21 protein-coding genes are annotated in these 23,194 nt (G+C 63.8%); 12 read left to right on the top strand and 9 right to left on the bottom strand.

Annotated elements, in window-relative coordinates; genetic code table 11:
- Window position 1 precedes the first annotated feature (1 nt).
- On the top strand, window positions 2-1,216 hold the full coding sequence (locus G452_RS19970) for a mechanosensitive ion channel family protein (RefSeq protein ID WP_022663256.1): 1,215 nt from the start codon (window positions 2-4) through the stop codon (window positions 1,214-1,216).
- A 28-nt stretch (window positions 1,217-1,244) separates the two neighbouring features.
- The gene (locus tag G452_RS0115890; protein ID WP_022663257.1) at window positions 1,245-1,679 is read left to right on the top strand and encodes a rhodanese-like domain-containing protein; all 435 of its coding nucleotides are present in this window, start codon (window positions 1,245-1,247) and stop codon (window positions 1,677-1,679) included.
- A 23-nt stretch (window positions 1,680-1,702) separates the two neighbouring features.
- Here G452_RS0115890 and G452_RS19975 read toward each other — a convergent pair whose 3' ends face one another.
- The 6 genes from G452_RS19975 to G452_RS0115920 all read right to left on the bottom strand — a co-directional run bounded on the left by G452_RS19975 (window position 1,703) and on the right by G452_RS0115920 (window position 9,112).
- Window positions 1,703-2,398 carry a YkgJ family cysteine cluster protein gene (locus G452_RS19975; protein WP_155887781.1) on the bottom strand — a complete coding sequence of 232 codons (696 nt, stop codon included), beginning with the start codon at window positions 2,396-2,398 and terminating at the stop codon, window positions 1,703-1,705.
- Window positions 2,399-2,557: 159 nt separating this feature from the next.
- On the bottom strand, window positions 2,558-4,075 hold the full coding sequence (locus G452_RS20855; protein ID WP_022663259.1) for a sensor domain-containing diguanylate cyclase: 1,518 nt from the start codon (window positions 4,073-4,075) through the stop codon (window positions 2,558-2,560).
- Between the two features lie 131 nt (window positions 4,076-4,206).
- Window positions 4,207-6,780: a [protein-PII] uridylyltransferase gene (glnD, locus tag G452_RS19985; RefSeq protein ID WP_022663260.1), complete on the bottom strand. Its 2,574-nt coding sequence runs from the start codon at window positions 6,778-6,780 to the stop codon at window positions 4,207-4,209.
- A gap of 24 nt (window positions 6,781-6,804) precedes the next feature.
- Window positions 6,805-7,143, bottom strand: coding sequence for a P-II family nitrogen regulator (locus G452_RS0115910; protein ID WP_022663261.1), 339 nt, complete (start codon window positions 7,141-7,143; stop codon window positions 6,805-6,807).
- 27 nt (window positions 7,144-7,170) lie between these two features.
- The gene (locus G452_RS0115915) at window positions 7,171-8,391 is read right to left on the bottom strand and encodes an ammonium transporter (protein ID WP_022663262.1); all 1,221 of its coding nucleotides are present in this window, start codon (window positions 8,389-8,391) and stop codon (window positions 7,171-7,173) included.
- 445 nt (window positions 8,392-8,836) lie between these two features.
- On the bottom strand, window positions 8,837-9,112 hold the full coding sequence (locus G452_RS0115920; protein ID WP_022663263.1) for an acylphosphatase: 276 nt from the start codon (window positions 9,110-9,112) through the stop codon (window positions 8,837-8,839).
- A 268-nt stretch (window positions 9,113-9,380) separates the two neighbouring features.
- Here G452_RS0115920 and G452_RS0115925 point away from each other — a divergent pair, with 268 nt between their 5' ends.
- The 5 genes from G452_RS0115925 to budA all read left to right on the top strand — a co-directional run bounded on the left by G452_RS0115925 (window position 9,381) and on the right by budA (window position 13,262).
- A complete protein-coding gene (locus G452_RS0115925; RefSeq protein WP_022663264.1) occupies window positions 9,381-10,391 on the top strand; it encodes a metal ABC transporter solute-binding protein, Zn/Mn family in 1,011 nt (336 codons plus the stop codon).
- Between the two features lie 14 nt (window positions 10,392-10,405).
- The gene (locus tag G452_RS19990; protein ID WP_022663265.1) at window positions 10,406-11,218 is read left to right on the top strand and encodes a metal ABC transporter ATP-binding protein; all 813 of its coding nucleotides are present in this window, start codon (window positions 10,406-10,408) and stop codon (window positions 11,216-11,218) included.
- Entirely contained in the window at window positions 11,211-12,041 is an 831-nt protein-coding gene (locus tag G452_RS0115935; RefSeq protein WP_022663266.1) for a metal ABC transporter permease, read from the top strand. The genes G452_RS19990 and G452_RS0115935 overlap by 8 nt, the downstream gene beginning before the upstream one ends.
- Complete coding sequence (locus tag G452_RS0115940; RefSeq protein ID WP_022663268.1) at window positions 12,041-12,439, top strand: Fur family transcriptional regulator; 399 nt, start codon at window positions 12,041-12,043, stop codon at window positions 12,437-12,439. The genes G452_RS0115935 and G452_RS0115940 overlap by 1 nt, the downstream gene beginning before the upstream one ends.
- A 73-nt stretch (window positions 12,440-12,512) precedes the next feature.
- Complete coding sequence (budA, locus tag G452_RS19995) at window positions 12,513-13,262, top strand: acetolactate decarboxylase (protein ID WP_022663269.1); 750 nt, start codon at window positions 12,513-12,515, stop codon at window positions 13,260-13,262.
- A 226-nt stretch (window positions 13,263-13,488) separates the two neighbouring features.
- Here the strand turns inward: budA and G452_RS21590 are convergent, their stop codons facing one another.
- Complete coding sequence (locus G452_RS21590; protein WP_155887783.1) at window positions 13,489-15,000, bottom strand: hypothetical protein; 1,512 nt, start codon at window positions 14,998-15,000, stop codon at window positions 13,489-13,491.
- A 306-nt stretch (window positions 15,001-15,306) separates the two neighbouring features.
- Here G452_RS21590 and G452_RS0115950 point away from each other — a divergent pair, with 306 nt between their 5' ends.
- From G452_RS0115950 to G452_RS0115960, 3 genes are all read left to right on the top strand, one after another.
- Window positions 15,307-17,004, top strand: coding sequence for a hydantoinase/oxoprolinase family protein (locus G452_RS0115950; RefSeq protein ID WP_022663270.1), 1,698 nt, complete (start codon window positions 15,307-15,309; stop codon window positions 17,002-17,004).
- Window positions 17,005-17,023: 19 nt separating this feature from the next.
- Complete coding sequence (locus tag G452_RS0115955) at window positions 17,024-18,349, top strand: histone deacetylase family protein (RefSeq protein WP_022663271.1); 1,326 nt, start codon at window positions 17,024-17,026, stop codon at window positions 18,347-18,349.
- Between the two features lie 155 nt (window positions 18,350-18,504).
- Complete coding sequence (locus tag G452_RS0115960; protein ID WP_022663272.1) at window positions 18,505-18,996, top strand: DinB family protein; 492 nt, start codon at window positions 18,505-18,507, stop codon at window positions 18,994-18,996.
- A gap of 139 nt (window positions 18,997-19,135) precedes the next feature.
- On the opposite strand, the gene htpG is transcribed toward G452_RS0115960, so the two are convergent.
- Both htpG and G452_RS0115970 read right to left on the bottom strand, forming a co-directional pair.
- Window positions 19,136-21,055 carry a molecular chaperone HtpG gene (gene htpG / locus G452_RS0115965; RefSeq protein ID WP_022663273.1) on the bottom strand — a complete coding sequence of 640 codons (1,920 nt, stop codon included), beginning with the start codon at window positions 21,053-21,055 and terminating at the stop codon, window positions 19,136-19,138.
- Between the two features lie 112 nt (window positions 21,056-21,167).
- Window positions 21,168-21,827 carry a MerR family transcriptional regulator gene (locus G452_RS0115970; RefSeq protein WP_022663274.1) on the bottom strand — a complete coding sequence of 220 codons (660 nt, stop codon included), beginning with the start codon at window positions 21,825-21,827 and terminating at the stop codon, window positions 21,168-21,170.
- Window positions 21,828-21,991: 164 nt separating this feature from the next.
- Between G452_RS0115970 and G452_RS20000 the strand changes: the two genes are divergently transcribed.
- Both G452_RS20000 and G452_RS0115980 read left to right on the top strand, forming a co-directional pair.
- A complete protein-coding gene (locus G452_RS20000) occupies window positions 21,992-22,513 on the top strand; it encodes a MauE/DoxX family redox-associated membrane protein (RefSeq protein WP_022663275.1) in 522 nt (173 codons plus the stop codon).
- Window positions 22,506-23,033 carry a rhodanese-like domain-containing protein gene (locus G452_RS0115980; RefSeq protein ID WP_027189337.1) on the top strand — a complete coding sequence of 176 codons (528 nt, stop codon included), beginning with the start codon at window positions 22,506-22,508 and terminating at the stop codon, window positions 23,031-23,033. The genes G452_RS20000 and G452_RS0115980 overlap by 8 nt, the downstream gene beginning before the upstream one ends.
- The last annotated feature ends 161 nt before the right edge of the window (window positions 23,034-23,194 follow it).

Consider the following 23,194-nt stretch of genomic DNA (forward strand, 5'->3'; position numbering starts at 1 on the left):
CATGGAACAGCTTCGCACCCTGCTCGACCACTATCCCTGGATCCGCGACGCGCTCTACGTCCTCGGCCTGCTGGCCGGGGCGCGGCTGGCACTGGCCCTGGCCCGGAGCGTGGCCGTGCGGGCGGTCCAGGCCGTGATCCAGCGCACGCGCATCAGCTGGGACGATTCCCTGGAAAAGCGCCGCGTGTTCCACATCCTGGCCTGGTTCGCGCCTCTGCTCGTGCTTTCCCAGCTCGGCCTCGTGTTTCCGGCCCAGGCGGACTGGATCAGCCGGGGGGTGAACGCCCTGTCCCTGCTCGTGGGCGCGCTGGCCCTTTCGGCCATTCTTTCCGCCCTGAACGACATCTACCAGACGCTGCCCCTGTCCGGCAGGCGGCCCATCAAGGGCGCGGTGCAGCTGGTGCGGCTCTTCGTCTTCATCATGGCCGGGGTGGCCATCCTGGCCTTGCTGCTGGGCCAGTCCCCCTGGGGCCTGCTCTCCGGGGTGGGCGCGTTCACCGCCGTGCTCATGCTCGTGTTCCGCGACACCATTCTCTCCTTCGTGGGCGGGCTGCGGCTCATCGGCGGCGACCTCGTGCGCCGGGGCGACTGGCTGGAGGTTCCCGGCTTCGGCGCGGACGGCGAGGTCATCGACATCGCCCTGCACACGGTCCTGGTCCAGAACTGGGACAAGACCATCGTCTCCATCCCGACCTTCAAGCTCGTGGATGGCGCGTTCAAGAACTGGCGCGGCATGACCGACGCGGGCGGCAGGCGCATCAAGCGCTCCCTGATCCTGGACCAGGCCTCGGTGCGTTTCGCGGACGAGCGGCTGCTGGCTTCCCTGCGCAAGGTGGAGCGGCTGCACGACTACCTGGAGGTCCGCGAGCGCGAGATCGAGGAATGGAACGGCGCGCGCGGCGTGGACTCCTCGCACCCGCTCAACGGCCGACGGCTGACCAACCTGGGCTGCTTCCGGGCCTACGTGGTGCGCTACCTGCGCGAGAACGTGAAGCTGCGCCAGGACATGACCTTCCTGGTGCGGCAGTTGGAGCCCACGGCCGAGGGCCTGCCCCTGGAGGTCTACGTCTTCACCAACGACACGGCCTGGGCCGCGTACGAGGACATCCAGTCCGACATTTTCGACCATCTTCTGGCGGCGCTGCCCTGGTTCCAGCTGCGCGTGTACCAGCGCAACCAGGCTCCGGACCCGCGCACGCCCGAAGTCCTGCCCTGAGCGGGCGAACACATCCAAGGAGGCGGGCATGCGGCTGACGGGACTGCTGATCACGCTGGCGCTGCTGGCGGTCATCTGGGAACTGGGCTGGGGCCTGAGCGGCCTTTCGCGGCTCGGCCCGCGCGAACTGCGCCGCAGGCTCGACTCCGGGTGGAAGCCGCTGCTGATCGATGTGCGCACCCCGCGCGAATACCGCTGGTTTCACATTCCGGGCGCGATCAACGCGCCGTTCGGCTCCGCCGAGCTGGAAACGGCCCTGGAGCTGCACGCCCGCGCGGACCAGAGTCCGCCGCCCGTGGTCTTCATCTGCATGACGGGGCACCGCTCCCCCCTGGCCGCCTGGAGCCTGCGCCGCACCGGACTGGGCGAGGTCCATGACCTGGCCGGGGGCATGCTCGCCTGGAAGTTCATCGGCGGGCCCACGGTGGAGGGGCCGGAGCCGTTCGGTTCCGGCGGGAGCTGAGCGCGCTTCCCTGCTTTGGAAGGCTAGGGGGCGTCCTGCTCCGGGAGCGCGGGCCTGCCTTTGGCCCGGACCCGCTTTTTTTCAAATTCGGGCACTTCGAATTCCGGTGCATGGTCGAATCCGGGGCAGCCCTGGCGCTGCGCTCCTTCCGAGTCGTAGGGATAGGCCCTGCATTTGAGCGGCTTGTGCTCGTGGATGGAGCAGCCCCGGCCCCCGCCGGGCAGACGCGCCAGCCAGGGGCAGCGCTTGAAGTATCTTCCTGTGCGCGGATTGACCCAGGCTTCATAGAAAACGTAGGCCGGGCGGTCCACCCGGCGCACCAGACGGAGGATGCGCGTCAGCCCCGCGGCTTCCCACTCGCGCACCTGTTCCGGAGCGATGCGGCCCCGGGCCGCGTCGCCCAAGCGCTGGCAGCAGCGGCCGCAGCGCGTGCAGGCGAAGCCCTGCGGCGGCATGTCGAATTCGGCCAGGGCCTTCAGGGCCAGTGCTTCCGGAGTCAGCCCCCAGATGGCGGCAACGTCGCCCGCCATGCGCAGGGTGCACTGGTCCCGGTCCAGGCCGCGAAATTCGTAAAGGGGATGGGGGTAGGTGACGAAGGCCTGGTCCGCTTCGCGGCGGGCCGTGCAGAGCACCAGCCCGGAAGCCGCGTCGCAATGGTTCGTGACCTCGAACCCCGACTTGAGCAGAAATTTTTCCAGCACAGAGAGCGACAGACGCATGATGCGCACCCCCGCACAGACCGGTTTCGCGGACGCCACTCCGGCGGTCGCAATGGTCAGGGGATACACCCGGCACGGAAGCGGCGCAAGAGGGAGTGATGGAATTTATTTCCTTCCACTTCGGCAGGTTGCGCTCTTCGACCAAGCAAAGCGGCAGCGCTATTCCATCGCCACGACGCGGTTTCTGCCCGCCTGCTTGGCCTTGTAGAGGGCCTGGTCCGCCCGGCGCAGCGCCTGGTCCAGCCCTTCGCCCGGATCGAGGGCGGCCACGCCGAAGCTGACCGTGATCCGCAGGCGGCCCGCGGACGTCTCGATCTCGGATGCGCTGATGCCTGCGCGCAGTTTTTCCGCCGTGCGCACGGCTTCGGCCAGCCCGGTTTCCGGCAGCAGAATCTCGAACTCCTCCCCGCCCATCCTTCCGAGGCGGTCGCCCTGACGCAGCCGGGCCTGAAGCTCGCTCGTCAGCCCCCGCAAGACCTCGTCGCCAACGCCGTGGCCGTAACTGTCGTTGACCCGCTTGAAGTGATCGATGTCCAGCGCCAGCAGGGCCAGAGGCCGTCCATAGCGAAGGGCGCGGTCCACCTCGCGTTCCCCGATTTCCAGCAGCCTCCTGCGGCTGCGCACTCCGGTCAGCTCGTCCGTGTTGGCGATCTCGCGCAGGCGCAGGTTCGCGGCTTCCAACTCGCGTGTGCGTTCGCGCACGCGGGATTCCAGCTTGCTGCGGTGCGCGCGCAGCTCGCGCATGACGGCCTGGATGTAGTGGAAGGGCGGCAGCAGGCAGAGCAGGAACGAGACCAGGGTCGCGTAGGACGTGGCCGCGGTTCGCTCCACAAAGGGGCCGTATCCCCTGGCCGTGGCCGCGGCGCTGGAAATGCTGATGATCAGCAGGGCGGTGGAAAGGCCGCGCAGGCCGGAACAGAAAGCGAAGAAGAGCAGCAGCGGAAGAATCAGGTAGCGGCTTTGCGGCAGGTGCACGAAGGCCAGCCAGCAGAGCCCCAGGGTGAGCAGCAGGGCTGAAAGCGTGGACGCGGGTCGAGCCAGATCCTGGGCGTGCGGCTCCGAGCTGCGGAAGGCGAAGAAGAGCGGGACCACGAGGCAGATGCCGAGGGTGTCGCCGAGCACGACGATCAGCCCGTGCAGCGCCACCTGGGAGAGCTGCACCGTGTCGGTGTAGCCGCCGAGATGGATGACGGCCACCACGAGCCAGGAGGTGGCCAGGCAGGGAAGCAGGGCCACGTAAAACAAAAAGCGGATGACCCCGCGTCCCGTGGAGAACGGGTCGCCCGGAAGCATGCGCCGGTAGAGCGTGAAGGCCAGCGCGGGTTGCAGCGTGTCCACGGCTGCCGGACCCAGCGACCAGAGCAGGTCGATGGTTTGGAGGCAGGATTGCGGGCCGGAAGCGAGAAAGGGCGCATTGGCCGCGTACGAGCCGATGAAGACGGCGGGCAGGGCGCGCCAGCCGAAGAGCAGCAGGCCAGAGAGGGCCACGCCCGCCGGAAGCCAGATCACGGTGAGGTTGCCGGGAGGCAGGGAAGCGAAGGCCATGCCGAGTCTGGCCGCGAACACATAGACGGCGACGAGGCCCAGCTGCGAGGCAGCAAAGCCCAGCCGTGTCGAGCTGAAGAAGCCCGCGCCGCCCCCGCCGGGGTGCGGCATATTCTGATCGAATTCGTGCATGGCCGCCCCTCTCGCGGTTTCCGCCGAATCGTATCCCCTGTTTTCAGGCTAACACCTTTCCGGATCGGGAGGCAAGCCGGATCAAGGAAACCGAGAGCTTATCAACAGGAAGGTGGGCGGGATAGAACGGCTCAACCCAGCACGGGCAGCAGCTCCCGGCGCAGTTCCTCGATGCGCTCGTCGCCCACGTAGCGCATCCCCCCGGAGTCGCGCACGTAGAAGATGTCGGCGATTCGTCCGGATTTGGTCGTGATCTTGGCGAGATGGACCTCGATGCCGAGGCGCTCCAGGCAGCGGGCGATGTCGTGGAGCAGGCCGATGCGGTCGGGCGCGGCCACCTCGAGGATGGTGTAGAAATCGCTGGTCGTGGTGTCCACCTTGATGTCCGGCGGCAGGGGCGGGGCGGTCTTGGTCTGGTGCAGCGGCGAGCGGCGCATCTGCTCCAGTTTTTCCGCCGGGGAAATCTCGCCGGACAGCGCGCCGTGCATGGTCCTGGCCAGCTGCTCCCAGACCGTGTCCGGGTAGAGCCTGTCCTGGGGCGGGCTGACGCGGAAGACGTCCACCACGAGGCCGCTCCCCCAGGTGAACACGTCCGCGGAGAGGATGTCGAAGTGGTGCAGGGTCAGGCTGCCCGTGAGCCGGGCAAAGCGGCCGGGCATGTTTTCGCAGACCGCGGTCACGTCGAACGCGCCGGGCACGGAGGATTTGCGGGCTTCGAGAAGCACCTTGCGGTCCGGCGACTCCTGGAACCGGCGGACCATTTCCAGGTGGCGGGCCAGGTCTTCCGGCGGCAGGGCCTGAAAGGCGCGCAGGGAGATCTTGTCCAGGTGCCTGGCCACGAACTTGGGCGGCAGGGTGCGTTCGGCGATGGTGCGCACCGTTTCCTTGGCCTCCAGAAGCTGCTGGGCCGCGAAAGGAGCGGACATGGGGCCGTGGGTGAACAGGTTGCGGGCCTTGAGGAACAGCTCGGAAAAGAGCGAATGGGTCCAGGAGCTCCAGGCGCGCGGCCCCGTGGCCATGCTGTCCGCCGTGGAGAGCAGGTGGAGCATGATCAGGCGCTCCAGCGAGCCCGCCACGCTGGTGAACTGGGCAACCACGGATTCGTCCGAAAGATCCTTGCGCATGGCCGTCTTGGGCAGCAGCAGGTGGTGCAGGACCAGGAAGGCGACCTCCTCCACGTCCTGCGGCGGCACGCCGAAGCGCGGCAGGATTTCCCGGACCAGCTCGGCTCCGGCGTAGCTGTGGCCGGGGCGGCTCTTGCCCAGGTCGTGGAAGAACCCGGCCAGAAGCAGCAGCTCCGGCTTGCGCACCTCCGAGGCCAGGGACGCGAGGTAGCCCCCCTCGCCGCGCAGGAAGCCCGCGAGATTGGCCACCGTGACCAGGGTGTGCGGCCCCACGGGATGCACGTGGTAGTCGTCGAACTGCACGAGATGCTGCACCGCGCCGAATTCCGGGATCAGTGCGGCCAGGAAGTCGGTTTCGAGCATCATGGTCGCGGCGTGCGCACCGTGGGGGCGGCCCATGATGAAGAGCAGCTCGTAGAGGGTTCCGGGCGTGGTGGCCAGGGACTGCGCCCAGCTCCGGGCGCGGCGGCGCACCAGGCGCAGCGTGTCCAGGGAGAGGGGCAGGCCTGTTTCCGCGGCGTGGCGAAAGAGCAGCAGCGCGGTTTCGGGCCGCGTGGCCGCGTGTTGCGGATCGCGCAGGCGCAGGCCCTCGGGCGCGTCGAGTACCTCGCCCATGCGGCGGGAGCGGCGGAATCGCGGAGGAAAGCATTCGCGCAGGAACGCGCTGCGCAGGGATTTGATCCGGGCCATGGAGCGGTGCAGCCTGGACAGGAATTCCTCGACGCCCAGGGCGCGCTCGTGGGGGTTCTGGTCCGGGGTGCAAAAGCCGCGCATTTCGGCCACGCGGGGCTGAAGATCGAAGAAAAGCGTGTCCGTGCGGCGGCCCGTGGCCAGATGCAGGGCGGTGCGGGCCTGGAGGATGAAGGCGAAGTCCTCGGTGAGGCGCTCGCGTTCGCCGCCGGAAAGAGGGTTGTCCCAGCGGCGGCCAGCGCTGAGCAATACGGAGCACCAGCCGATCTGGTGCGCGTCGCGCAGCGCGCCGAGCCCGTTCTTGAGGTCCGGTTCGAGCAGGGCGCTGGAGTCGCCGTAGCGGTCCTCGCGTTCCACGTTGCGCTCGTTGAGCCATGCGGCGAAGCCGCGTCCGCGCCCCTTGGCGAAGCTGGCGAAGGACTCGTTGAAGCGGCGCATCAGGCCGGGATCGCCCGCAATGAAGCGGGCGTCGAGCAGGGAGGCGAGCACCTGATGGTCGTTGCGGGCCAGGGATAGGCAGTCCTTGAGGGTGCGCACGCCGTGGCCAAGGTCCAGGCCCAGATCCCAGAGCGGGTGGAAGAGCGAGGCGGAGAGCTGTTCGGCCTCGGCGGGAATGCGGCCCTTGAAGAGCAGCAGCACGTCCACGTCCGACGCCGGGCAGAGTTCGTTGCGCCCGTAGCCGCCCACGGCCACCAAAGCGAACGGGACCGCCCGGAGGCCGGGACAGGCGTCCACGGTCTCCTCCAGGCGGTCCCGGAAGTAGTCGTCCATGAGGCGGGCGGCCTTGGCCGGGAATCCCTCGACATTGCCCTGGCGGGCGAATTCGGCGAGGCGTTCCCGCTCGCGGCCCAGTGTCGTGGCCGGGCCGGGCCTCCCGTCAATTTCGGTCATGGCGCGCAGCGTTTCCGGTCTGGGCTAGATCGCGCCGTCGCCGGTTTCGCCGGTGCGGATGCGCACGACCTCTTCCACGGGAATGACGAAGATCTTGCCGTCGCCCACCTGTCCGGTCTTGGCGGCCTTGGCGGCCACGTCCACGACCTGGCCGACCATGTCGTCCTGAACCACGACCTCGATCTTGACCTTGGAGACGAAATCGACCTGATACTCGGCGCCGCGGTAGACTTCCTTGTGGCCGCCCTGGCGGCCGAAGCCTTTGACCTCGGTAACGGTCATGCCCTTGATGTCGAGGTCGGAGAGCGCCTCCTTGACCTCGTCCAGCTTGAATGTCCTGGTGATGATTTCCACCTTCTTCATATCAAGGCTCCTTGTTCGCTTTGGCGATTACAGCTGGTAGCCGGTTTCGCTGTGCAGGGTGTTGTCCAGGCCCTTCATCTCTTCTTCATCGGTGGCGCGCATGCCCACAACGGCGTCCACGATCTTGAAGAGGACCACGCTGGCGATGAAGCAGAAGGCCCAGGTGATCACCACGGAAACGAACTGTATCCAAAGTTGATTCGGATTGCCATAGAAGAGGCCCAACTGCGGCACGCCGTCGAATTCGACGATGCCGGAGGCGAAAAGGCCGGTGGCCAGCGCTCCCCAGGTTCCGCCCACGCCGTGGATGCCGACCACGTCCAGGGCGTCGTCGTAGCCGAGCTTGTTCTTGAGCATGATGCCGCCGAAGCAGATCACTCCGGCGAGGCCGCCGATGACCAGGGAAGCCCAGGGATCGACGAAGCCCGCGGCAGGGGTGATGGCCACGAGTCCGGCCAGCGCGCCCGAGGCCGCGCCCAGGGTGGTGGGCCTGCCGGAGTGCAGCCACTCCACGACGACCCAGACCACGCAGGCGGCGGCAGCGGCCATGTGCGTGGTCACGAAGGCGTTGGCCGCGATGCCGTCCGCGGCAAGAGCCGAGCCCGCGTTGAAGCCGAACCAGCCGAACCAGAGCATGCCCGCGCCCAGGGCGGTCATGGGCAGGTTGTGCGGGATGAAGGCTTCCTTGCCGAAGCCGCGGCGCTTGCCGAGCAGCAGCGCGCAGGCCAGGGCCGCCGCGCCGGAGCTCATGTGCACCACGGCGCCGCCGGCGAAGTCGAGCGCGCCCATCTGACCGAGCAGGCCGCCGCCCCAGACCATGTGGCACATGGGCGCGTAGACCACGAGCAGCCAGAGCGAGGAAAAGAGCACGAAGCCGCTGAATTTGATGCGTTCGGCATACGCGCCGGAGATCAGCGCCGGGGTGATCACCGCGAACATGCACTGGAAGATCATGAAGGTCAGATGCGAAAGGTTGCCGCCTTCCTGGGCCGGGCCCATGCCCACGCCGCTGAGGAAGAGGTAGTCCAGCCCGCCGATGACGCCGCCGATGTCCGAGCCGAAGGACAGCGAATAGCCGACCAGCGCCCAGAGCACGGAAACCAGACCCATCATGAAGACGCTGTGCATCACGGTCGAGAGCACGTTTTTGCTGCGGACGAGACCGCCGTAGAAGAGAGCCAGCCCGGGCGTCATGAAGAGCACCAACGCGGCACAGATCAGGATGAAGGCATTGTCCACCGGATTCATGCGGGAGTTCCTCCTTGCATTATTGCAATTTCGTTATTTTGCGCAATAAAGTCGAATTGCTGAAAAGCGTAATTGCCGTTTTCGTAAATTGCCGTTGCCAAATATGTTCACAACTGAAACAGATTTGCAAAAAATTGAAATACGAAGTTTTTTCAGTCGCTTGCAATGTACCCATGCCGATCCGGGGCGGGGCGGTCGCAGCGCCCCTCAGGTGCGGCCATGTGCCTTCTTTGTGAAGATCGGGCCGCGTCGACAAGGTTCGGAGGAATAAGGCAAGGGGCGTGCCAAATGCGGAATCGGACACCGGGAAGTGCCGAAAGGGGGGGGGATGGATGCGGATTTGGGGATCGGGATGGCCGGGGCGGGAATATAAAATAGGATGGCCCGGGCCGTGACGGGCTGCGAAGCGACCGAAGGCGCGTCTCCGCAGCCCGTCGGGGCGCGGTCAGCCGCGCATGTCGAACTTGTCGAAGCTCTTGTCGTATTCGATGAATTCGCAGTGCATTTCATGCACCTCGGGCAGCGGGGCTTCCGCGACCATCTTGTCCTTGAAGCGGGAGCACTGCATCATGTCGCCCTGGAGCAGAATCTCGGCCTTGCCGTCTTCGATGTAACGAACCCAGCCCGTCAGATTCATTTCCTGGGCGGTGTCCATGACCCAGGACTGGAAGTTGCCCCCCTTGACCTTGCCGTCGACTACGCAGTGAAAACTCTTGGTCATAGATGTTCTCCTTGAGTCTGCGCGCCGATTCCCCTTGGGGACGTTGGGCGCGTTGGTTGCTTTCAGAGGAAGCATACCAAAAAAATCCGTCATATGCACGGGGTTAGAATGGAGCGGGAGGAGATTATCCTGGCCTGCGCTGCGAGCCGGTGGGGTGGGCTTCCGGCGTTGCGGGCGCGCTGCGCGCAAATCCATGTTTCGCGCTTGACTTGCGTGCAACCCTGTTGCATCAAGCAACCGAGTTGCACACGCCACGAGGAGGAGAAGTATGTTCAAGCACGTCATGTTTTTCGGAGCCTTGCTCGCGGTGGTTCTCTTCTTCATCATCGGGGCGGCCACGGCCCGCAGCGCCGAAGCCGCGCCCGTGGTCGCCGTGAGCGTGGAGCCGCAGCGCTACGCCCTGGAGAAGATCGCGGGCGACTCCCTGGAGTGCGTGGTGTTCGTGCCTGCGGGCGCGGACCCGCACACCTACGAGCCGAAACCCTCCCAGGTGGCCGTGCTGGCGCGGGCCGACATCTACCTGAGCATCGGCCTGGAATTCGAGAAAGCCTGGCTGGCGCGGCTTGCGGGGGTCAATTCGCATCTGCGGGTGCTGCCCATGAACGCGGGGCTGGAATTTTCCGCGCGCCATGACGCCGGACATGACGCCGGACATGACGCCGGACATGACGACGTACACGATGCCGGGCAGGCGGACGGCCACATGGCGCAGGCCGCAGCCAAGCATGAGCATCATGCCGACGCGGACGAACACGCGGAGGAGGCCGAGCATCACCATCATCATCACGGCATGGATCCGCACGTCTGGACCGCGCCCGCCGGGATGCGCGTCATGGCCGCGAACGCGCTGAACGCGCTCCTGGAGCTTGATCCGGCCAATGCCGCGCGCTATCGGGCCAACTGCACGGCCTTTCTCGCGGAGATCGACGCGCTGGACGCCCGGATCCAGGGGCTGTTTCAGGATGTTTCCCCGGAGCGGCGCACGTTTCTGGTCTTCCATCCGGCCTGGGGGCATTTTGCCGAAGCCTACGGCCTGACCCAGCTTTCCATCGAGGTGGACGGCAAGGAGCCAGGCCCGGCCGAGCTGGCCGGAATCATCACCGAGGCCCGCGAACACGGGGTGCGCGCGGTCTTCATCCAGCCCCAGATGTCCAAGCGTACCGCCCTGTCCGTGGCCGGGGCCGTGGGCGCGCAGGTCGTCGAGGCCGATCCCCTGGCCGCCGACTGGGAGGCCAACCTGCTTTCCGTGGCCGAGAGCTTCCGCAACGCCATGAAATAACGTATGAGCGGAATATGACCGAACCCGCCGTCGAGATCAAAGACCTCGCCTTTTCGTATAACGGCCGTCCCGCCCTCGCCGGCGTGAACCTTCGCGTGGAGCGCGGAGAGTTCATGGCCGTGATCGGCCCCAACGGCGGCGGCAAGACCACCCTGGTCAAGCTCATGCTCGGCCTGCTCCAGCCGGACGCCGGGAGCATTCGCGTCCTGGGGCAGAGGCCGCCGCGCGCGTCCAGGCGCATCGGCTACGTTCCGCAGCACACCCACGCCCGCGCGGGCTTCCCCATCACCGTGCTGGACACGGCGCTCATGGGCGTGGACCGGGCGCGCCAAGGTCTCTTCGGCCGCTCTCGCGCCGCGCGGGACAAGGCCCTGGAAGCGCTGGCCCGCGTGAACATGGGCGAACACGCGGATCGGCTCTTCGGCGAGCTTTCCGGCGGGCAGAAGCAGCGCGTGCTCATCGCCAGAGCCCTGGCCGCGGACGCCGAGCTGCTCATCCTGGACGAACCCACGGCCAGCATCGATCCCCACGGCTCGTTCTGCTTCTTCGACTTTCTCTGCAAGATGGGCGAGGCGCGCAAGCTGACCACGGTGGCCGTGAGCCACGACATGAGCCTTCTGACCACGCGCATTTCCGCAGTGGCCGCCGTGAACCGCAGCGTCATCTCCAGCCAGGGGCCGGAACTGAGCAAGGAGATGCTCGAACTGCTCTACGGGCAGCACGAACACACCTGCGCCATGGACGACTACATCGCCCAGCTCAGCCTGCGCCACGGACCGCATGGAAAGCCGCTGGACATTTCCGCAAGGGAGGCCGGGCATGAATGACCTCCTGACGCTCTTTTCCTTCGATTTCATGCAGAACGCCCTGGCCGCAGGCGTGCTGGCCAGCGTGGCCTGCGGGCTGATAGGCACGCTGGTGGTGGTCAACCGCATGGTCTTCCTGGCCGGGGGCATCGCCCACGCGGCCTACGGGGGCATCGGCCTGGCCTTTTTCATGGGCTGGCCCGCGCTGCCCTGCACCCTCGGCTTCACGGCCGGAGCCTCGCTGCTCATGGGCTGCGTCACCCGCAGGCGGGGCGAGCGCACCGACACCGTGGTGGGCGTGCTCTGGGCCGCGGGCATGGCCACGGGCATCATCCTCATCGACCTTTCTCCGGGCTACGCATCGGACCTGATGAGCTTTCTCTTCGGGTCCATCCTGGCGGTCCCGGCCTCGGACCTCTGGGTCATGCTCGCGCTGGACGCACTCGTGGCCGCGCTGACGCTGTTTTTCTACAAGGATCTGCTGGCCATGAGTTTCGATCCGGAATTCGCCGAGGCGCGCGGCGTGCCCGTGGGCTTTCTGCACTACCTCCTGCCGCTGATGACCGCGCTCTGCGTGGTCATGATCGTGCGCGTGGTCGGGCTGATCCTGGTCATCGCCCTGGTGACGATTCCGCCCTACCTCGCGGAGCGCCGGGCGCGCTCCCTGGGCGGGATGATGCTCCGGGCCTGCGCCTGGAGCCTGTTTTTCTGCCTGGCCGGGCTGCTGCTCTCGGCCCGGTTCGACCTCACCTCCGGCGCGTGCATCATCGCGGTGGCCGCAGCCAGCTTCTTCGCGCTCACGGCCTGGGACGCGCTGGGGCGTCGCCGGGGAAGGAGCGGCTGATGGTCCGGGAGACATTGCTTCGATCCGGGGTCGATCCCACGGAGCGCCGGGTCATGGTTTTCGAGGCCGTGGCCGGGGCCGAGGGCGCGGTCAGCGCGCCGGAGCTGCTCGCCGCCCTGGGCGGGAGCATGAACAAGGTCACGCTCTACCGCATTCTCGATCTGCTCGTGAGCAGCGGGGTGCTTGCCCGCCACACCGGGCCGGGCCGCACGGCCCACTATTGCCTGGGCCGGGGCCATGGCCACTTCCATTGCACCCGCTGCGGCCGCTGCATCTGCCTGGGGCTGGAGGACGCCAACCTGGAACGGTTGGCCGGACCGGAGCTGGCCGGGCTGGGCCGGGTCGAGGATGTGGAGCTGCGCGTGGAGGGCGTCTGCCGCGAGTGCCTGAAAAGCTGATTCGGCCTTGTCTTTGCGTCCCTCCCCGGCTATTTTCCTCCGAACCATACCATTTCAGATCAGGAGAACCGCCATGCGCCGTTTCGCCGCCCCTGCGCTCTGCCTCTTGCTGCTTTCGTTTCTGCCGGTTTCGCTTGCCGGAGCCGTGAGCTATTCCATCGACACCGATCCGGCGAACGACGTCCTCTACCAGATCTCGACCCTGGCCAAGCTCAAGGCCGGATATTACGATTCCGAGCAGACCGTGGGCGACCTCAAGAAGCGCGGCGACTTCGGCATGGGCACCTTTCAGGGCCTGGACGGCGAGATGTTCTTCTACCAGGGCCGCGTCTGGCAGATTCCGGTCACGGGCGTGCCCAGGCTGATGCCGGACGACGCGGGCGTACCCTTCGCGCAGGTCACGCATTTCGAGCCGGACCTGGTCTTCACCCTCAAGTACGTCAAGGACTACGCCGACTTCGAGCGCAGACTGCTCAAGGAGCTGCCCGGTCCGGACATGCTCTACGCCGTGCACGTCAAGGGCAACTTCCAGTTCGTCCAGGCGCGCAGCGTGCCCAAGAGCGAGAAGCCCTTTCCCCCGCTGGCCGAGGTCATCAAGAAACAGGCGATCTTTCCCCTGAAGAACGTGACCGGAGACATGGTCGGCTGGCACACTCCCGCCTACATGACCGGAGTGGGCGCGCCCGGCCTGCACCTGCACTTTCTGGACTATACCGAAACCATGGGCGGCCACGTGCTCGACTTCAGCGCCGCCGAGGTCACGGTGGAGCTGGACGTGACCCCGGACCTGGAAATCCATCTGCCCAAGAACACGGCCTTCTGATCCGGCTGCCCACGGCACGAAGCACGCCCCGGAAGACGCGTTCTTCCGGGGCGGTTTTTCTTTGAGAACGTTGCGCGGCGCGGCGGCCCCTGTACTAAGAGTATAGTAACCGATTACTGCAGTTAAGCGTGAATGAGAGAAATGAACAATGCTATGGCTAATTCTTCGTTGTCGATTGCAACGCAGAAGTTCGAGGTGCAGAAAAAAACAAAAAACAAACACTTGTTTAGCGTCGCAATTTATTGCGGAGCGAGAATGCGAGTAGCGAAGCCTGGAGTGTTATACAAACTTGAAAGAGTAAATACGATACTTTTCTGAGGATTGAGTATTCTTCATAGGGACTGAACTTAGACAGGGGAAGACAGTTATACCAATCTGTGAAAACATTGCAGAATATTGACCAACTTATCTTGGACTGATCAGAATATTGGAATGGTTCGAAGTATGCAAAAAGTATTACTGGTAAGGCTAAAAGGGCAATCAGCACCCAAAAAGCTCTTTGAGGTTCTTCTCCGTAGCCGCTGAGAAATCTATAAAAAATAAGAAAATAATATGTTACAGGTGGTGTTGTTTTCGTCTTGAGCAGCATCTCTTTTTCTTGCCAATGCCAATCAGATGCTCTTAACTCGTCGTGATTAAGCTTCGATATTTTTTTTTGGCGACGGTAAACATCTATAAGGTCGTTCGGTTTCGAAGTAGAATGATTCGCTACCCGGAAGTGACCATCCGCTTGCGGCCATACGCAGTTTGTGAAGCAGAATGCTTCGATTGGAGCGTTATTCAGTATAATTTTATGCATGTTAATCCAACTGAGTTGGATGGTTTTGTTAGCGGTAAAGGCACCAAAATCAACAGACTCTGCGAATTCGACCCGCTCAAAATATATAGTTTCCTTGGCGCAGGCTTCATTGAAATTTAAATTTGAACTAAATTTTGAAAAGCGCAATGATGTGAAATCGTTAAATCGTGTCCGAGCAAAAGAAGCACTCCCGGTACAATCAACATTGTTAAAATATACACCAGCATTACAGATGTTATTTTCAAATTTAAATGAACCTAAAATATTAGTGTTGTAGAACTCTGCATCACCAGCAAAATAATTATGATTAAAATTGATATAGTCCTGACATGTATTATAAAAATGAATATTGCTTAAAAATTTTGAATTCACAAGTTCAAAAGTAACAAGCATTGTATTTTCAAAAAAAGTATTTCCATAAAAATCAGAAGCAAGGACTGTGATATTTGAACATTGTCCATTTTTGATAAAAAATCTCTTATTGAAGCGTGTATTAGCAATCAATAATCCCTTAGTGAGATCTGCACTATCAAAGTAGACATTGTCTTGGAAAGTGATGTCAAGTAAGTCAAATTTAGAAATAAATTTTGTATTGCTAAAAAAAACCTCCTTGCAAAATTCTGACTGATTGCAGTTAAATGCGTTTCCATTAGTTAAGTCAGAAAAATATACATCTTCGACAAAGGTACAATTTGTAAGATTGATAAATGAATTATCCAAATTCTGGAACAAGTCGGCAAAACGCAGTTTGTGCGGGAAGATTGCTCCGCTCAGATTGATATAGTGTGCTTGATTTTGATTTAGTAATTTTTTAATATGTAGCTTTAATTGAAAATTGAAATTGTTGATATCCGCTTTTTCTTCGGCGGGTGCATGCAGAATACAATATGTCTCTTCTTTCTTTGCGTTGCGCCAATTACGAGGAGGATCGTCATACACTCTATATTTTCTACATTTTGGACAAGCCGGTATAGCTGTTCTCATATATCACCGATATTCATTCTGTAGCTGCAAGTTCGGAAGAAACAAGTTCTATGTACCCTTTGAATGAATTAGCGGTATCGAATGTCTGCTTCCGAATCAAGGTTTGAATGAGCGCGCTTGCTCAACCCTACTTCTTCCGCAGCTCACCGGACCATATCGACCGTTCACCCCTCCTGCGCTGGACGAGGCCGCCGGGCCGGTGCTATCGAAAAAGCGAAGCCGGTCGCGCCGGTTAGGGGCGCGCCAGTACAGGAGTGCCCCATGTATCTCGGAATCGACGTGGGCGGGACGCACACGGACGCAGTGGCCCTGGATCTATCCGGGCCGGGCGTGGAGGTGGTCGCCGCTTGCAAGGTCAAGACGCGCCATGACGATCTGCTCGGCTCGGTGAACGAGGCGCTGGAGCGCATCCTCCGGGGCGTCGACCGCAAGCTGGTCCGGCGGCTGAACCTTTCCACCACCCTTTCCACCAACGCCATCGTGGAAGGCCGCGCCGAGGACGTGGGCGTGCTCGTGGTGCCCGGACCGGGCATGGACCCCAGCGAATACATGCTCTGCAAGGATTTTCACGTGCTGGACGGGGCCATGGACCACCGGGGCAACGAAACCGCCCGGCTGGACAAGGCCCAATGCAGCGCGGCCCTGGAAGCCTGCCGCCGGGACGGGGTGCGCGCCTTCGCCCTTGTCGGCAAGTTTTCCGTGCGCAATCCCCTGCACGAGAACACCCTGCGCCACTGGCTCTGCCACACCAAGGACGAGAAGGGCTGCGAGCGCGCCGACTTCGTCACCCTGGGACACCACCTCGGCGGGCGGCTGAACTATCCGCGCCGGGTGGCCAGCGCCTACTTCAACTGCGCGGTCTGGCGGCTCTACAACCAGTTCGCGGACGCGGTGGAGGCCAGCCTCGGCCGCATGGGCCTGGGACATGTGCGGGTCAACGTGCTCAAGGCCGACGGCGGCACCATGCCCCTGGCCTACTCCCGCAAGATGCCGGTGCAGTCCATCTTTTCCGGCCCGGCCGCCTCGGTCATGGGCATCATCGCCCTTTGCGAGATCATTCATGATTCCGTCATTCTGGACATCGGCGGCACCACCACGGACATCGCCGTGTTCGCGGACGGCGCGCCGCTCCTGGAGCGGGCGGGCATCGAGATCGGCTCCCATCCGACCCTGGTGCGCGCGCTCAAGGTCAAGTCCATCGGGGTGGGCGGCGATTCGGCCCTGTCCATGATCGGCGACCTGGTCCGGGTGGGGCCGCGCCGCCTGGGACCGAGCATGGCCGAGGGCGGCAGGCACCCGACCCTGACCGACGCCCTGAACTGCCGGGGGCTCTGCGAGGTGGGCGACCTGGAAGCATCGCGCCGGGGCGTGGCCGCCTATGCGGAGTCCCATACCATCAGCCCGGAAAAGCTCGCGGCCCAGGCTGTGGAAGCCGCGGCCCGGACCATCCACGAGGAGACGCGCTCCCTGGTGGCCGAGATCAACGACCGGCCCGTGTACACCATCCACGAGCTCATCGAGGGCAAGCGCATCGTGCCGCGCAAGCTCTACCTCATGGGCGGCCCGGCCAAGGCCATGCGCATGCCGCTCTTCGGCTGCTTCCAGCTGGCCAGCGAGGCGCCGGAGCATTTCGCCGTGGCCAACGCCATCGGCGCGGCCCTGACCCGGACCACCACGGACGTGGAGCTTTTCGCCGACACGCAAAAGCACGTCATGTTTTTGCCGGGACTGGGGCACCACGAAAACATCCCCGCGAGCTACAACCTCGAAAACGCCAAGCGGGACGCCATGAACCATCTCCTGGCGCACCTCGCGGACCTCAAGCTGGCCTCGGACGCGGAGCGCGCCGAGATCACCCATGCGTCCAGCTTCAACATGGTCGAGGGCATGAACACCGTGGGCCGCAACATCCGGGTCAAATGCCAGATCAAGCCGGGCGTGGAGCGCACGCTCCGATGAAGAAAAAGGACCACTAGCCATGCGCAAGGCGGAACGATCCCTCGGCGTGGTGCTCTTCCCCGCGTTCGACTGGGCCATCTCCCCGACCCACCCGGAACGGGAGGAGCGGCTGCTCTACACCCAGGACCAGCTCCACGAGGAAGGCCTCTTCGACGTGGAGGGAGTGCGCGAATACAAGCCGGACGTGGCCACGCGCGAAGACGTGGAACGCACGCATTTCTGTTTCCCGGACGTGGACGCCGTGACCACGCGCTCGCATCTCGTGTCCGCGGGCGGGGCCATCCGCGCGGCCCGGCTGGTCATGGACAAGGAAGCCGAGCGCGCCTTCGCCCTGGTCCGGCCGCCCGGCCACCACGCCATGAAGTGCGTGCGCGGCGCGCGCGGCTTCTGCAACGTGAACATCGAGGCCATCATGGTCGAGTGGCTGCGCGAGCATTACGGCGTGCGGCGCGTGGCCATCGTGGACACGGACTGCCACCACGGGGACGGCACCCAGGACATCTACTGGCACGACCCGGACGTGCTCTTCATCTCCCTGCACCAGGACGGCCGGACCATCTTTCCGGGCACGGGCTTTCCCATCGAGTCCGGCGGGCCCACGGCCAGGGGCCGGACCATCAACATCCCCCTGCCGCCGGGCACGGGCGACCAGGGCGTGCTCACGGTCATGCGCGAGCTGGTCCTGCCGCTGCTGGCCGAGTTCCAGCCGGAACTGGTCATCAACTCCGCCGGGCAGGACAACCACTACACCGATCCCATCACGGACATGAAGGTTTCGGCCCAGGGCTACGCCGAGCTGAACGCCCTGCTCAACCCGGACATCGCCGTGCTTGAGGGCGGTTACGCCATCCAGGGCGCGCTGCCCTACGTCAACCTCGGCATCTGCCTGGCCATGGCCGGCATGGACTACAGCGCCCTGCGCGAGCCGGACTACCACGCGGAAGCCCTGCGCCAGGACGAGCGCATCACGGCCTACGTGGAGGAGCTTTGCCGCCAGATGCCCCGCGTGTATCACGACCCGCCCGCCGCGCCGGAAAATCCCCGGAACGGCATGCGCGAAGGGGATTGGTGGATGCGCAACAAATCCATCTTCTACGATACCGGGGGGTTCCAGGAGACGCAAAAGGAAGGGCTGCACCTTTGCGGCAATTGCCGGGGGCTGCTCAAGATCGAGTCCCAGGTGGACTCGCTGCGCTGCCTGGGCGTGGAGATTCCGCACGGAGCCTGCACGGCCTGCCAGAACCTCGGCCATTCCATTGTCGAGGAATCCCAGCTCAAGAGCGCCTTCCGCTACGTGCAGCTCATCGACCGCGTGAACAAGGAATATTCTCGTTACGGCTTCTAGCCGTGGTTGACAAATATGGAGCGATTACGTTCTTGTAGGCGGCAGGTACCGTTGCGGACACCGGCCCGTCGCACATGCTTCGGCCGCGAACGGAACTGCGGCGCGTGTCGCCCCGACGCGGCGCAGCAACAGGACCGAATCCGGGAGATGCCCGTATGGACGCATTCCGGCTTTACCTCGGCCACCATTACAGCGCCACGGCCCGGCTGATCGAGTCGGCCCGCAAGGCGCTGCCGTTGCTGCATCGGCCCATCGACTGCGCCCACGGCAGCCTGTTCGGCCTGCTGGCCCACATCGTGGGCGCGGACAAGCTCTGGAGCCTGCGCTGCCGCGAGGGCGTCTCCCTCGACCATCTGCCCGGAGAGGCCGACTTCGACGATCTGGACGCGCTGCACGCCGCGCTCAAGGAGCAGGAACAGGCCATGACCGCGTTCCTGCTCGTCATCTCCCGCGCGGACCTCGCCCGCACCATCACCTACCGCAGCACCGAAGGCAAAAAGCACGCCGACCCCCTGGACGGGCTGCTCCTGCACATGGCCGACCACGGCACGCGCCACAGGGCGGAATTCGTCGCCTTCATGCGCCTGCTCGGCCACCCCCTGCCGGACGACGACTTCATAACGTATCTTCGCGAGCAGCGGATCTGATCGCCACTGCCTGTTCGAGGATATTGAAGAAGGCCGGAGGCATGCAAAAGGCCTGTCCGCATTGCGCGGGCAGGCCTTTGTGATTCTCTTGCGCGCCGGTTCATCCGGCGCAGGGGGCGCGGCGATGGCCGCTCTGCGATCAGTCCTCGACCTTGCCCTTGCTCTGCTCGTACCAGCCGCTGGCGTCGGTGAGCAGGGTCTGGATGCGGCCCACCAGGGCGTGCGGGTCGCTGAGGTAGCCCTCGAGCAGCAGGGCGGACTCGTAGAGCTGCTCGGCGGCCTGGGCGATGAAGGGATCCTTGCGGTCCTTCTTGTAGATCTCGATGAGGTTGCGCACGAGCGCGTGGTCCGGGTTCACTTCCAGGGCCTTTTTGGGGATGGAGGTGTCCTTGGTCATCACGCGCATGATCTTGTCCATGGAGCTGGTCACGTGGCCGTCCGGATTCACGAGGCAGACCGGGCTGTCCGAGAGGCGCTTGGAGGCGCGCACGTCCGTGACGCGGTCGCCCAGGGCGTCCTTGATGCGGCCCAGCACGCCGGGCAGGGCGGCCTCCTGGTCGGCGGTGAGGCGCTCGGCCTTGCTTTCGGCTTCGGCGTCCTCGAACTTGTCGAGCTGGGCCGAGTCCGCGTGCTCGGCGGAAACCAGCTTGAACTCCTTGTACTCCCGCACGGCGTCCATGATGAATTCGTCGATGGGCTCGTATAGGTAGAGCACCTCAACGCCCTTTTTGCGGAAGATTTCCGCGTGGGGCGAGAGCTTGCAGGCCTCGCGGCTGGGGCCGTAGAGGTAGTAGATTTCCTTCTGGCCTTCCTTGGCCCGCTCGATGTAGCCGTCCAGCCCGGTCAGCTCCAGGTGGTCCTCATGCACGGAGGAGTTGAAGCGCACGAGTCCGGCGAAGCGGTCGCGGTTGCCGAAGTCCTGATACCCGCCCTTGAAGATTTCGCTGTGCGCGTCCCAGAAGAGGAAGTATTTCTCCTCGTTTTCCTTGGCCAGCTTTTCCAGCTCGCCGAGAACGTGCTTGGTCAGGGTCGAGCGGATCTTGCCGAGGAGCAGGTTGTCCTGGAGCGTCTCGCGGGAGATGTTCAGGGGCAGGTCTTCGGTGTCCACGACGCCCTTGACGAAGCTGAGGTATTCCGGGAGCAGCTCCTTGTTCTGGCGCTGGATGAGCACGCGGCGCACGTAGAGGTCCAGGCCCCAGTTGTCGCGCTCCAGGGGCAGGAAGCCGTTGCCCGTGGCCGGGATGAAGACCAGGGCGTTGAACTGCACGGGCGCGTCCACGGACTGGTGGACCACGCTGAGCGGCTCGGCCTGGTCGTAGGTCAGGAAGGTGTAGAATTCGTTGTATTGTTCCGGCTTGATCTGGAACTTGGGTTCGCGCCAGAGCGCGGACACGGTGTTGACCCGGTCCTCGTCCACGAAGATGGGGTAGCGCACGAAGTTGGAGTGGGTCTTGATGATGCGCTTGAGCGTGGCCGGGTCCGTGAACTGGTCGGCCAGGTCGGGCTTGAGCCGGATTTCGATGCGGGTTCCGCGCGCGGGCGCGTCGTCCCCGGCCTCCTCGATCTCGTAGGAGCCTTTGCCGTCCGAGGTCCAGACCAGGGCCGGGCCGCCGGTGTGAGAGCGGGTGGTCAGCCGGACCTCGTCCGCGACCATGTAGACGGAGTAGAAGCCCACGCCGAAGCGGCCGATGAGGTCGGCCACGGCGTTTTCGCTCTTGTCCTTGGCCTCGGCCAGCTCCCGCATGAAGGTGGCCGAGCCGGAATGGGCGATGGTGCCGATGTTGGCGATGATCTCGTCGCGGGTCATGCCCACGCCCGTGTCTTCGATGGTCAGGGTCTTGGCGTCCTTGTCCGGACGGATGCGGATTTCAAGATCGGGGCCTTCTTCCGAGGCTTCGGCGGAGTGGCCCGTGGAGTGGCGGTATTTGTCCAGGGCGTCGGACGCGTTAGAAACCAGTTCGCGCAGGAAGATTTCCTTGTTGGTGTAGAGCGAGTGGACGAGGATGTCCAAAAGCTGTCGTATTTCGGCTTTGAACTCGAAAGTGTCCTTGGATGCCATTGTCGTGCCTCCTTGCTGGTCGGCGCTCCGGCGGGCCGGGCGCGGGAATGATGTGGTAGGGGCCGAGGCGTCCCGGCGGAAGGGAAGAAAAAGGGGAGCCCGCGGCTGCGGGTCAGGTAGTCACTTTCCGTATCTTGTCAAGAAGATACTTCTCCAGTTCGCGGCGATCCTTGCGCAGCCGGACCATCTCGGCCTCCATGACCTCCAGCTTGGCCCGCAGGACTTCGTTTTCCTGGCGCAGCTCGCTCAGCTCCTCGTGCTGGCCCTCGACCAGGGCGCAGGTGCGGTCCAGCTCGGTGCGGACCATGAGCATGTCTTCTTCGGTCTGGTTGGGGTCGTGGCGTCCGTTGCCGGGGTCGTCGTCGCCCTGGGTGCGGGGCAGCGCGCGCAGGGCCTCGCTCAGGGAGCGTCCGATCTCCTGGCCCACGGCCTGGGCGATCTGCATGACCTGCTCCGGTCCGAGGCCGGGAAGCGCGGGAGCCTGCGCCGCGACGAGGTGTTCCGGGCCGCCGGGATACTCGGCGGCCTGGGGGGTGATGGCGCAGGTGGCGGCCAGCTGGTCCATGACGTCCTTGGCGGTGTGTCCTTCCTTGAGCATCCGGGCGATGACCGCGAAGACCTCCACGGCTTCCGGCTTGAAGCGCTTCTGACGGTTCTGGCCCACGCTCGGCAGATACTGGGCGAAACGGTTCTTCCAGTAGTGCACGGTGGATTCGGGCACGTCGAGCTGCCGCGAAATTTCGGCCACGGAAAGGAGCTTTTTGGTCGTCACGCTTTCTCCGCACGGGGTCGTTGGGACACTGCCTTCGTACCTAACCGAATCCGCACGTGGATACAAGGGGAGCGGTTTCGTTCATAGCCGGGAGCTATGGAGATTTCAGCAGGGCATCATAACAAGCGATTTGTCGCGCGAAGCCCGCCGGAGTACAAGAAAATATGGAAAAAAGCCCTTTCATGGACGTGGTCCTGCATCCCCGGCTGGATGCGGCGCTGCGGCTTTGCCTTGCGGGGGTGTTTCTCTACGCGGCGCTGGGCAAACTTGCCGATCCGCATGCTTTCGCACAGATCATCGGCGGCTACGGCCTGGCTCCGCGCCCGGCGCTGCTGCCGCTGGCCGTGCTCCTGCCCGCGCTGGAAATCGCGGCGGCCCTGGGGCTGCTGCTGAACCTGCGCGGCGCCCTTTCGCTCTATGCGGGGCTTTTGCTCCTGTTCATCTTCGTGCTGGGATACGGCATCTGGCTCGGGCTGGATGTGGATTGCGGCTGTTACGGTCCCGGCGATCCTGAAGGCGAGGCCTATCACGGCCTTTGGAGCGCCATTGCGCGGGACGCGCTGCTCCTGGCCGCCTGTGGCTACATTCATGTCCGGAGGAAGGCGACGGGCTCCGGCCCCCGCCCCTGGCCCCTGCGCCGCAGCGAGGGCAAAACGATCATTCTGGAGGGAGAGAGGAATGCGTAAGGTATGTTTTGCCGCTGCCGTGTCGGCGGTGCTGCTGCTTGGGCTGGCGCTCGTCGGTTGCGGCGGCGCGGACAAGTTCAAGCAGGAAGTGGAGAAGGAAGCGGGGGCCATCAAGCTCGTGCACGAAGTGCAGCGCGGCGGCTACGACGTCATCGGCACCGAGGAACTCAAGGCCCTGATCGACAATAAGCAGGACATGCTCATCGTGGACACCATGCCCTACGAGGACAGCTACAAGAAGGAGCACGTGCCGGGCGCGGTGCAGTTCCTGTTCCCCATTCCCGACATGACCGAGTGGAACAGCGAGGAAACCGCCGGAAAGAGCGTCGAGGACTACGAGGCCCTGCTCGGACCGGACAAGGACAAGCTCATCGTGGTCTACTGCGGTTTCGTGAAGTGCACGCGCAGCCACAACGGCGCGGCCTGGGCCGTGAAGCTCGGTTACAAAAACGTCAAGCGTTACCCCGGCGGCATTTTTGCCTGGAAGGGCGCGGGGTATACCGCGGAGAGCGCGAAGTAGCATCCCGAACGCCGTTTTCGTCGAATCAAGGCCCGGACATTTCTTGTCCGGGCCTTTTTCATGGCCTGCCGCGCCGTCCGCATAATAATTGACGTAAACGTGATTTTAATGAACTAATGAAAAAAATGTTGACCGGAATTTTTCAGATAGATAGAAATGAA

This window comes from Paucidesulfovibrio longus DSM 6739 (genome assembly GCF_000420485.1).
In the GTDB taxonomy this organism is placed as follows: Bacteria; Desulfobacterota; Desulfovibrionia; order Desulfovibrionales; family Desulfovibrionaceae; genus Paucidesulfovibrio; species Paucidesulfovibrio longus.

Excerpts from the sequence above, each read along its gene's own strand:
- G452_RS0115950 (WP_022663270.1), top strand. The coding sequence starts at position 15,307 with ATGTATCTCGGAATCGACGTGGGCGGGACGCACACGGACGCAGTGGCC.
- G452_RS0115925 (WP_022663264.1), top strand. The coding sequence starts at position 9,381 with ATGTTCAAGCACGTCATGTTTTTCGGAGCCTTGCTCGCGGTGGTTCTC.
- G452_RS0115955 (WP_022663271.1), top strand. The coding sequence starts at position 17,024 with ATGCGCAAGGCGGAACGATCCCTCGGCGTGGTGCTCTTCCCCGCGTTC.
- G452_RS0115935 (WP_022663266.1), top strand. The coding sequence starts at position 11,211 with ATGAATGACCTCCTGACGCTCTTTTCCTTCGATTTCATGCAGAACGCC.
- G452_RS20855 (WP_022663259.1), bottom strand. The coding sequence starts at position 4,075 with ATGCACGAATTCGATCAGAATATGCCGCACCCCGGCGGGGGCGGCGCG.
- htpG (WP_022663273.1), bottom strand. The coding sequence starts at position 21,055 with ATGGCATCCAAGGACACTTTCGAGTTCAAAGCCGAAATACGACAGCTT.
- G452_RS19970 (WP_022663256.1), top strand. The coding sequence starts at position 2 with ATGGAACAGCTTCGCACCCTGCTCGACCACTATCCCTGGATCCGCGAC.
- G452_RS0115960 (WP_022663272.1), top strand. The coding sequence starts at position 18,505 with ATGGACGCATTCCGGCTTTACCTCGGCCACCATTACAGCGCCACGGCC.
- G452_RS0115890 (WP_022663257.1), top strand. The coding sequence starts at position 1,245 with ATGCGGCTGACGGGACTGCTGATCACGCTGGCGCTGCTGGCGGTCATC.
- glnD (WP_022663260.1), bottom strand. The coding sequence starts at position 6,780 with ATGACCGAAATTGACGGGAGGCCCGGCCCGGCCACGACACTGGGCCGC.
- G452_RS20000 (WP_022663275.1), top strand. The coding sequence starts at position 21,992 with ATGGAAAAAAGCCCTTTCATGGACGTGGTCCTGCATCCCCGGCTGGAT.
- G452_RS19975 (WP_155887781.1), bottom strand. The coding sequence starts at position 2,398 with ATGCGTCTGTCGCTCTCTGTGCTGGAAAAATTTCTGCTCAAGTCGGGG.
- G452_RS0115920 (WP_022663263.1), bottom strand. The coding sequence starts at position 9,112 with ATGACCAAGAGTTTTCACTGCGTAGTCGACGGCAAGGTCAAGGGGGGC.
- G452_RS0115915 (WP_022663262.1), bottom strand. The coding sequence starts at position 8,391 with ATGAATCCGGTGGACAATGCCTTCATCCTGATCTGTGCCGCGTTGGTG.
- G452_RS0115910 (WP_022663261.1), bottom strand. The coding sequence starts at position 7,143 with ATGAAGAAGGTGGAAATCATCACCAGGACATTCAAGCTGGACGAGGTC.
- G452_RS19990 (WP_022663265.1), top strand. The coding sequence starts at position 10,406 with ATGACCGAACCCGCCGTCGAGATCAAAGACCTCGCCTTTTCGTATAAC.
- G452_RS0115940 (WP_022663268.1), top strand. The coding sequence starts at position 12,041 with ATGGTCCGGGAGACATTGCTTCGATCCGGGGTCGATCCCACGGAGCGC.
- G452_RS0115980 (WP_027189337.1), top strand. The coding sequence starts at position 22,506 with ATGCGTAAGGTATGTTTTGCCGCTGCCGTGTCGGCGGTGCTGCTGCTT.
- budA (WP_022663269.1), top strand. The coding sequence starts at position 12,513 with ATGCGCCGTTTCGCCGCCCCTGCGCTCTGCCTCTTGCTGCTTTCGTTT.